This window comes from Mycobacterium sp. (genome assembly GCF_035314905.1).
GTDB lineage: Bacteria > Actinomycetota > Actinomycetes > Mycobacteriales > Mycobacteriaceae > Mycobacterium.
The window spans coordinates 1-8853 of record NZ_DATFYW010000239.1 but is presented as its reverse complement, the minus strand read 5'-3'; the positions used below and the strand labels follow the sequence as shown (position 1 = coordinate 8853).

General features: G+C 69.1%; 11 protein-coding genes. All 11 read right to left on the bottom strand.

Annotated elements, in window-relative coordinates; all coding sequences use genetic code 11:
• Positions 1-3027: chromosome segregation protein SMC (smc, locus tag VKG81_RS20485; protein WP_324398555.1), on the bottom strand; the 3027-nt coding region annotated here is incomplete at its 3' end.
• Positions 3028-3038: 11 nt separating this feature from the next.
• Positions 3039-3320 (bottom strand): acylphosphatase, encoded by a 282-nt coding sequence (locus VKG81_RS20480; protein ID WP_324398554.1) that lies wholly within the window; start codon positions 3318-3320, stop codon positions 3039-3041.
• On the bottom strand, positions 3307-3720 hold the full coding sequence (locus VKG81_RS20475; protein WP_324398553.1) for an OsmC family protein: 414 nt from the start codon (positions 3718-3720) through the stop codon (positions 3307-3309). Before VKG81_RS20475 ends, VKG81_RS20480 begins: the two co-directional genes overlap by 14 nt.
• A 3-nt stretch (positions 3721-3723) precedes the next feature.
• On the bottom strand, positions 3724-4665 hold the full coding sequence (gene mutM / locus VKG81_RS20470) for a bifunctional DNA-formamidopyrimidine glycosylase/DNA-(apurinic or apyrimidinic site) lyase (RefSeq protein WP_324398552.1): 942 nt from the start codon (positions 4663-4665) through the stop codon (positions 3724-3726).
• Entirely contained in the window at positions 4658-5350 is a 693-nt protein-coding gene (rnc, locus tag VKG81_RS20465; protein ID WP_324398551.1) for a ribonuclease III, read from the bottom strand. The genes mutM and rnc overlap by 8 nt, the downstream gene beginning before the upstream one ends.
• A complete protein-coding gene (locus tag VKG81_RS20460) occupies positions 5347-5931 on the bottom strand; it encodes a DUF177 domain-containing protein (RefSeq protein WP_324398550.1) in 585 nt (194 codons plus the stop codon). Before VKG81_RS20460 ends, rnc begins: the two co-directional genes overlap by 4 nt.
• Positions 5932-5976: 45 nt before the next feature.
• On the bottom strand, positions 5977-6714 hold the full coding sequence (gene sepIVA, locus VKG81_RS20455) for a cell division protein SepIVA (protein WP_324398549.1): 738 nt from the start codon (positions 6712-6714) through the stop codon (positions 5977-5979).
• Positions 6715-6865: 151 nt separating this feature from the next.
• Positions 6866-7432, bottom strand: a complete 567-nt coding sequence (locus tag VKG81_RS20450; RefSeq protein ID WP_324398557.1) for a hemerythrin domain-containing protein — start codon at positions 7430-7432, stop codon at positions 6866-6868.
• Positions 7433-7530: 98 nt separating this feature from the next.
• Positions 7531-8010 carry a pantetheine-phosphate adenylyltransferase gene (coaD, locus tag VKG81_RS20445; RefSeq protein WP_324398548.1) on the bottom strand — a complete coding sequence of 160 codons (480 nt, stop codon included), beginning with the start codon at positions 8008-8010 and terminating at the stop codon, positions 7531-7533.
• Between the two features lie 36 nt (positions 8011-8046).
• Positions 8047-8610, bottom strand: coding sequence for a 16S rRNA (guanine(966)-N(2))-methyltransferase RsmD (gene rsmD / locus VKG81_RS20440; protein WP_324398556.1), 564 nt, complete (start codon positions 8608-8610; stop codon positions 8047-8049).
• A partial coding sequence (locus VKG81_RS20435) for a biotin/lipoyl-containing protein (RefSeq protein WP_324398547.1) occupies positions 8607-8853 on the bottom strand: 247 nt, incomplete at its 5' end. The genes rsmD and VKG81_RS20435, both read right to left, overlap by 4 nt.

Below are 8853 nucleotides of genomic sequence, written 5' to 3'. Positions count from 1 at the left end.
GTAGCGTTCCTCCAGCGCCGCGTACTCCTCCAGCGCCAGCGGGTTCACCCGGCCCAGCTCATTCAGCTCGCGTTCGGCGCGCTTGGCGCGCCGTTCCTGGGTCGGCCGGTCGAACGGCGCGGGGACCGGCGCGGTGACCGGCTCGCCGCGCTCGCGGGCCTGCTCGTACTCGGCGACCTCTAACTCCGACGGCGGCAATGGCACCTCTGGACCATATTCGGCGATCAGGTCGGCGGCGGCCATGCCGAACTGCTCGAGCACCTGCGCCTCGAGCTGCTCGATCCGCAGCTCCGCCTGCGCTTTGGCTACCTCGTCGCGGTGCAGCGCCTCGGTCAGCATGGCGATCCGCGCGGTCAGGTCGGTGACGGCGGCGCGGACCTGCGCCATCGATGCGACGCGTTCGGTGCGCTTCCTCGCCAGAGAGTCGCGGCCCTGCGACGCCGCCGCGACCGCCTCGTTCAGCCGCAGCGCGACCAGCTGGCCCGACTCGGCGACCGCCCCCGCGACCTGCGCGGCGTGCCGTCGTGCCTCGCGAGCCCGCTCTGCACGCACCCGCGCCTCGCGCTCGGCGGCCGCCGCCCTTCTCAACGAATCCGCGCGTCCTCGAACGGCATTCACGCGCTCCTCGGCTGTGCGGACGGCGAGCCGGGCCTCGATTTCCGCGGCCCGCGCCTTCTCCGCGGCCGCGACCGTGAGCTGACGCTCGGCCGGATCGTCCTCCACCGCGTGCTGGGTGGCTTCGGCACTGTGCAGCCGGCGCTCGAGTTCGGCCAGCTCTTCGACCGTCTTGGTGCGTCCGGCCTCGAGATCGTCGCGCTGTTCGGTGAGCCGGCGCCACTCCTGCTCCGCGGCGCGCGCGTCCTGCCCCAGCCGGCCGAGTTGCTCGTACGCCGCCGAGATCGTGGCGTCCGACTCGTTGAGCGCGGCCAACGCCTGCTCGGCCGCGTCCTGGCGGGACCGCTGCTCGGCCAGTGCGCCGGCCAGGGCGGCCGACAGCCGGCCGGCCTGCGTTTCGGCGGAAGTCAATTCGGCTCGGGCGTTGTCGATTTCGGAGGTGATCTCCAGCGTGCTCGGCCGACGGTCGGAGCCGCCGCTGACCCAGCCGGCGCCGACGAGGTCGCCGTCGCGCGTGACCCCCCGTAGCCGCGGATGGCTCGACACCAGCTCGAGTGCGGCCGCCAAGTCCGCTACCACCACGACTCCGGTCAGCATCGCGGTGATCGCGCCGTGCAGCTTCTCCGGCGCCTCGACGAGGTCAACGGCCCACTGGGCGTCGGGGGCCAACACCGTGTTGCGCTCGTCGGGCGGCGCGGGCCAGTCTCCGAGCACGATCGCGGCGCGGCCGCCGTCTGACTCTTTCAGCGCGGCTACCGCGGAGCGGGCGGCGTGGGAGTTCTCGGCGGCCACGGCGTCGGCCGCCGCGCCCAGCACCGCAGCGATCGGCGCCTCGTAGCCCGGTCGTACTTTGACCAGCTTCGCCACTGATCCGAAAAGACCCGCACCGGAAAGGTTTTCGCTCAGCCACGCTGCTCCGTCCTTTCGGTCGAGCCCGACGGACAGCGCCTCGATGCGGGCCTGTAGCGACGCCACCTCCCGTTCGGCGCTACGCTCGGCGGCCTGCAGCTCGGCGACGCGTTCGTCGGCGAGCCGCAGCGCGGCGACCGTCCGGTCGTGGTGTTCGTCGAGGCCAACCTCGCCCTCGTCCAGCTCGCCGACGCGGCCTTGCACGGTCTCGAACTCGGCCTGCGCCTGCTGCGACTTGGTGGCGGCCTCCTCGATCGCTTCCGACAGCCTCGCCACGGTTTCGTCGATCGATTCGACCCGGGTGCGCATCGTGTCGACCTGTCCCGCGAGGCGGGCAAGGCCCTCGCGACGGTCGGCCTCGGCCCGCACCGCCGCCAGGTGCGCGCGTTCCGCCTCGGCCGCGACGCGCTCGCGCTCGGCCAGTTCCGAGCGAGCGGCGCCGGCGACCCCGCGGGCCTCGGCGAGGTCGTCGAGCAGCCGCGCCTCGGTGGCCGCGATCTCGTCGGCCTCGGCGTCGAGCATCTCCGGATCGGTCCCGGCGCTGGCCGGTGGTTCGGCCTCGAGGTGCTGGGCGCGTTCGGTCGCGATCCGCACCGTCGCGCTGACCCGCTCCGCCAGCGCCGACAGCCGAAACCACGTCTGCTGGGCAGCCTCTGCCCGCTCCGTCATCTTCGCGACCGCGGCCTCATGCCCGGCCAAATCGTCGGTCGCCGTCGCCAGACGGGCCGTCGCCTCGTCGTGCTCACGGCGCAGCGCGGCCTCGGCATTGCCTACACCGGCATACTCGTTCTGCCGCGCGACCAGGTCGTCGGCGGCCAGGCGCAGCCGGGCGTCGCGCAGGTCGGCCTGGATGGTTTGTGCGCGCCTGGCGACCTCGGCTTGCCGCCCCAACGGCTTGAGTTGTCGGCGCAGCTCGGTGGTCAGGTCGGAGAGCCGCGCAAGATTGGCGGACATCGCGTCCAGCTTTCGGACCGCCTTTTCCTTGCGCTTCCGGTGCTTGAGCACGCCGGCGGCTTCCTCGATGAATGCCCGCCGTTCCTCGGGACGAGATTCGAGGATTTCCGACAGCTTGCCCTGCCCGACGATGACGTGCATCTCCCTGCCGATGCCGGAGTCACTCAACAGTTCCTGGATGTCCATCAGACGGCAACTGGTGCCGTTGATTTCGTATTCGCTGGCGCCGTCGCGGAACATTCGCCGGGTGATGGACACCTCGGAGTATTCGATCGGCAGCGCGTTGTCGGAGTTGTCGATCGTGACGGTCACCTCGGCGCGGCCCAGCGGCGCCCGCGACGACGTGCCGGCGAAGATGACGTCCTCCATCTTGCCGCCGCGCAGCGTTTTGGCGCCTTGCTCGCCCATCACCCAGCTGATCGCGTCGACGACGTTGGACTTGCCGGAGCCGTTGGGCCCGACGACGCAGGTGATGCCAGGCTCGAAGCGCAGAGTCGTCGGCGAGGCGAAGGACTTGAAGCCCTTCAGCGTCAGACTCTTGAGGTGCACGACGTGCCAGACTAGCGCTCGCCGAATCCGCGCAGCGGTTCCCCGGCGTCCGACCAGTCCGCGACCACGCTGTCGACGCTGCCCGGCGTGTTGCCGCTCTCGAGCAGGTCGAGGAGCCGCTGGCAGGCAGCGCGTGACCCCTGGGCAACCACCCGGACGCGTCCGTCTGGCCGGTTCGACGCGTGGCCGCTCAGCCCGAGTTCCAGCGCCCGCGCACGAGTCCACCACCGGAAGCCGACGCCCTGGACGTAGCCGTGCACCCAGGCGGTGAGCCGGACGTCAGGCTCCGACATTTGCTACCTCGAACGTCACCTTCGTGCCGGACTTCAGCGTGCGCCCGACCGTGCAGACCTGGTCGACGGCCCGGTTGACGACGACCAGCAGCCGGTTGAGCTCGCCTTCACTGAGCCCGGACACGTCGAGCTCCATCCTCTCCTCGAGCAGCGGATAGCGCTCCTGCTCGCGGTCGGGCGGCCCAGACACCCGGACGGTGGCCGAGTAGCCGTCGCCGAGCCGGCGTGCCAGCGGCGCGTCCGTGCTCATCCCGCTGCACGCGGCCAGCGCGATCTTCATCAGCTCGCCGGGCGTGAAGACGCCTTCGACGTCATCGGCACCCACCAGCACCTGCGCGCCGCGTGAGCTGTGCCCGGTGTAACGCCGCGTCCCGGTGCGTTCGACCCACAGTTCCGTCATGGCCTAATTTCTACCTTGCGCCGAAATGGCGCTCCCGCTCGCGCGACGCGCCGATTGACCACCCCGAACACTTTGTCGGCGCGGCCGGGGCTGGCAGTTCGGGCAGTAGAACGACGAGCGGTTCATGAACTTCTCACGGCGGATCACCGACCCGCACCGCCGGCACGCCTGGCCCTCGCGGCCATAGACATCCAGCGACCGGTCGAAGTAACCCGACTCGCCGTTGACGTTGACATACAGCGAATCGAACGACGTGCCGCCCTGCCCGAGCGCATCGCCCATCACCCCGGCCGCTGCGTCCAGCACGTCCCGCAGCCGGCGACGGGTCAGCGACGAGGCGATCCGAGCGCCGTTGACCTGTGCCCGCCACAACGCTTCGTCTGCGTAGATGTTGCCGATCCCCGACACGACGGTCTGGTCGAGCAGCTGTCGCTTGATCTCAGAGTGCTTGCGGCGCAACACCGTAACGACAGCGTCGGCATCGAATCGGGGATCGAGCGGGTCGCGGGCCAGGTGCGTGACCGGCACCGGCACGTCGCTGCCGTCGACGGTCACGAGGTCTGCGAGCATCCACCCTCCGAACGTGCGCTGGTCGACGAAGCGCAGCGCGGTTCCGTCGTCAAGCAACGCCGCGATCCGCACGTGGTCGTCGCGCGGTGGTCCCTTCGCGCGAGCACCCGTCGCGGCACCGATCAGCATCTGCCCGCTCATGCCCAGGTGCACGACCAGCGCCGTGCCGTCGGAGAGGTTCAGCCACAGGTACTTGCCGCGACGCCCGGTGCCCTCGATGCGCTGCCCGATCAGCCGGGCGGTCAAGTCGGCTGGGCCGGCATCGTGACGGCGGACCGCGCGAGGGTGGTGGACCCGCACCGCGGTCATGGTCCGGCCCGCGACATGGGCCTGCAGTCCTCGTCGGACAGTCTCGACCTCCGGAAGCTCAGGCACTGTCGAGGGCGTTCCACGCCGCTGCGGCGGCCTTCTGCTCGGCTTCCTTTTTCGAGCGCCCGACCCCTTCGCCGTATTCGGTGTCCATCACGATCACCGTCGCGGTGAACTCCTTGTCGTGATCGGGTCCGGTCGAGCTGACCAGATACGACGGCACGCCGAGGCCGCGGGCCGCGGTCAGCTCCTGCAGGCTGGTCTTCCAGTCGAGCCCCGCCCCGAGCGTCGGCGCTGCCTCGAGCAGCGAGCCGAATAGCCGCAGGATGACTTCACGTGCCCTCTCGATGCCGTGGTGCAGGTAGATCGCCCCGAGCAGGGACTCCATGCTGTCCGCGAGGATGCTCGATTTGTCCGCCCCGCCGGTGTTCTCCTCGCCGCGGCCCAGCAACAGGTAGGCGCCCAGCCCGTCGTCGGTCATCTTGCGCGCCACGTCTGCCAGCGCCTGCGTGTTGACGATGCTGGCGCGAAGCTTGGCCAGATCACCCTCCGAGCGGTCCGGATGGCGGTGAAACAGCTCGTCGGTGATCGTGAGCCCGAGCACCGCGTCGCCGAGAAACTCCAGCCGCTCGTTGGTGGGCAGGCCGCCGTGTTCGTAGGCGTAGCTGCGGTGGGTCAGCGCCAGGGTGAGGAGCTCGTCGGGCAGATCAGCTCCGAATGCCGCCCGCAGCGCTTCCCGTGCGGACGTCACCGTTCGTCCCCACCTGGGTCGTCAGAGAACATGCCGGCCAGGTTGGCCCACCTGGGATCAAGCTGCTCGTGGTGGTGCCCCGGCTCGGCCTCGGCCAGCGCCACCCCGCACACCGAGCACAACCCCGGACAGTCCTCGCGGCACAACGGCGACAGCGGCAGTTCGAGCCCGACCGCGTCGATGATCGGCTGCTCGAGGTCGACCGCGCCATCGACGACGTGGCCGACCTCGTCCTCTTCGGTCGTGGCTTCCGTGGTGCTGTCGGGATATGCGAACAACTCGGTCAGGGCGATTTCGATACGTCCGGAGGTCGCCGTCAGACACCGCGCACACTCCCCTGACGTCGGCGCGGACACCGTTCCGGTCACCAGCACGCCCTCCGAAACCGACTGGAACTGCAGATCCAGCTCCAGCGGCGCACCGCGGTCGATCGCGATCATGTCCAGACCGATGCGCGACGGGCTGGCCACGGTTTCACGGACAGGCAGCATAGCCCCGGGGCGCCGCGGAAGACGCGAGACGTCGTACGTGAGCGCTGACCGGGGGCTACGGTGAATCGCCGCGCTCGCCTGCCTGGCCATGACGGCCAGTTTAGTGACGCCGCAACCGCGTCGACGGGCCTGCCGCTAGCGCTGCGCGTAGTCGTGCGTGCCTGCGGCCGTGCGCAGCTGGTGGCGCCCGCGACCCACCGAGCGCAGTGTGCCGTTGAGGTAGTCCTCGAACTCGGCGAGCTTGCTGTCGACGTAGATGTCGCATTCGCCGCGAAGCCGGTCTGCCTCGGCGTGTGCCGCGTCGATCATCCGGGTGGCCTCGGCGGTCGCTGTTTGCACGACCTCCGTCTGCGAGACCAGCCGCTGCTGCTCCTTGATGCCTTCTTGGACAGCCTTCTCGTAGGACAGGTTGCCGTTCTCCACCAACCGATCGGCCTCGGCCTTGGCACGACCCGTCATGACTTCGTAATCGCGCTTTGCCGTCGCGCTGAGCCGGGCAGCCTCGTCCCGCGCCTCGCCGACCATCTGGTCGCAGTGTGCCCGAGCCTCGGCGACCATGCGGTCGGCATGCGACTTGGCGTCGGCCAGCAACCGGTCAGCCTCCGCGCGAGCGTGCGCCATCATCGACTCCGACTCGGCGGTGGCCGTCGCCACCATCGAGTCGGAATGCTCCTTGGCCTCGCGCAACAGCGAGTCGCGTGCATCCAGGACGTCCTGCGCGTCGTCGAGCTCGCCGGGGATCGCATCCTTGATGTCGTCGATCAACTCGAGGACATCGCCCCGGGGCACCACGCAGCCGGCGGTCATCGGAACGCCGCGGGCTTCCTCGACTATCGCGCCCAACTCGTCGAGCGCTTCAAAAACTCGGTACACGGCGATCCCTCCGGCGTAGTCAGTGTTACCAGTGTGCCTGGCGTTACGTCTGTGACGGCGCAGCGTGGCCGGTGTGTCGGCCTACCAGGCATCCCTTGACTGCATGAAACCAGGTTCATGCCGTTCCCACCGCACCAACCGGAGGAAAGCCCTAGCGCACGGCGCCTGCAATCGCGTCGCGGGCGCGGTCGAGCAATGATACGAACGGGCCGGCCGCGAGGTTGGCCATCGGCGATTCGACGCCGGGGTGCGGACGGGTCGGCGCGATGGCCTCCGCGGCGCGCACCGCACCCGCCATCTTCTTCAGCTCGTCCTCGCTGAGTTTGCCGGCCAGCTTGTCGAACTCCTCGCTCTCCTCGTGCTCGGCGTGGTTGACTACGTCCCTCTGGAGCGCGATGAGCGCATTCCTGAATTCGTTCGAGTCGATGTTCAGGCTCTCGATCTTCTGCAGCTGCTGTTTGGCCTGGTTTTCCTCGTGCAGCCGCGCGTCCACGATCGCCTCGCCACTGTCGATCTCGTGTCGGGCCTTCGGATGAACGATCATCTCCTCGGCGGTTTCGTGCACTGCCAGCAGCGAGCGCAACTCGAAGAACGCCCGCTCACGCTTGTCTTTGTCTGGCGCATTGATGGTTTCGGAGAACAGCTCCTTGATCCGGTTGTGCTGCTCCTTGAGAAACGCGACGACGTCCTGAGTTGATTTCACCGATGTGTCGGCCACTGCGGTGTACCTCCTTTTGTTCTCCGGAATTACGAGTTCGGCGCAATGGGCTGTGCGCGCCATTGATCGCATACCCGCGCAGCGGCGGGCCAAACGCCTCAGCGTCCCTGCAACTTCTCCCGCAGCCGCCGGTTGACAGGCTCCGGCAGCAGGTCGGAGACATCACCTCCGAGGGCCGCGACCTCCTTCGCCAATGATGACGATACGAACGCGTAGCGCGCTGTCGTCGCGACGAAAAACGTGTCCACGTTGGCGATGTGTTTGTTCATCTGCGCCATCTGCAGTTCGTATTCGAAGTCTGTGCCGGTGCGCAGGCCCTTGACGATCGCGGTCAGCCCACGCGCCTTGGCGAAGTCGACGACGAGCCCTTCACCCGACTCCGCTCGCAGATTCGGCAGGTGTTCGGTTGACTCGTTGATCATCGCGATGCGCTCGTCGATGGTGAACATGCCCCGCTTGTTCGGGTTGACCAGGATCGCGACGACGACCTCATCGAACTGGGCGGATGCGCGCTCGAAGATGTCGATGTGGCCCAGCGTGACCGGGTCGAAGGATCCGGGGCACACGGCGCCACTCATGGATGAGCACGCTAGCAGCCCTGGCCGATAACGGCGCTAGCCCGGGTTGCCGGCTTCGGCCAGCTCCAGCCGGGTGTCGCCGTAGCGCCGCGCCGGCCAGTTGCTCCAGCCATCCGGCCAGCTCAGCGGGCGCCCGGAGGACCTGCGTTCGACGACGACGACGGTGCCCGCACCCGTCCAGCCGCGCCCGGCCAGTGCTGCCAGGATCTGCTCCACCTCCGCCGTGTCTAGGCCGTACGGGGGATCGGCGAACACCAGATCCACGGGGCGCTCGGCGCCCTCGTCGAGCACCGTTGCGACCCGCCGGGCCAGCACCGTTGCTCCGGTCAACCCGAGTGTGTCGATGTTCCGCCGGATCACGGCGGCGGCGCGTGGATCGCCTTCGACGAACGTGGCATTGATCGCGCCGCGCGAAAGTGCCTCGAGCCCAAGCGCTCCCGACCCGGCGTACAGATCGAGCACGGTGAGTCCGTCGAAGTTCATGCGCGCGGCCAGGATGTTGAACAGCGCTTCGCGCACTCGGTCCGACGTTGGTCGCGTCACGCGCGGCGGCACCGCGATCCGGCGACCGCCCGCGGTGCCGCCGACGATCCGGGTCAGCTGACCACCATCAGTAGGTCTCCGCCCTCGACCTGGGCGGCCTTCGAGACCGCCACCCGCTCGACGGTGCCGGCCTTCGGTGCGGTGATCGCCGCCTCCATCTTCATCGCCTCGATCGTGGCCACGGTCTGACCCGCGGTCACCGTGTCCCCTTCGCCGACGCCGATCGTGACGACACCCGCGAATGGCGCACCGATGTGATCGGGGTTGCTGCGGTCCGCGGTCTCCGCCGCGGGCACGCTG

Coding starts and splice junctions, on each gene's coding strand:
- VKG81_RS20480 (WP_324398554.1), bottom strand. CDS start 3,320: ATGTCGGAGCCTGACGTCCGGCTCACCGCCTGGGTGCACGGCTACGTC.
- VKG81_RS20475 (WP_324398553.1), bottom strand. CDS start 3,720: ATGACGGAACTGTGGGTCGAACGCACCGGGACGCGGCGTTACACCGGG.
- VKG81_RS20460 (WP_324398550.1), bottom strand. CDS start 5,931: ATGGCCAGGCAGGCGAGCGCGGCGATTCACCGTAGCCCCCGGTCAGCG.
- coaD (WP_324398548.1), bottom strand. CDS start 8,010: ATGAGTGGCGCCGTGTGCCCCGGATCCTTCGACCCGGTCACGCTGGGC.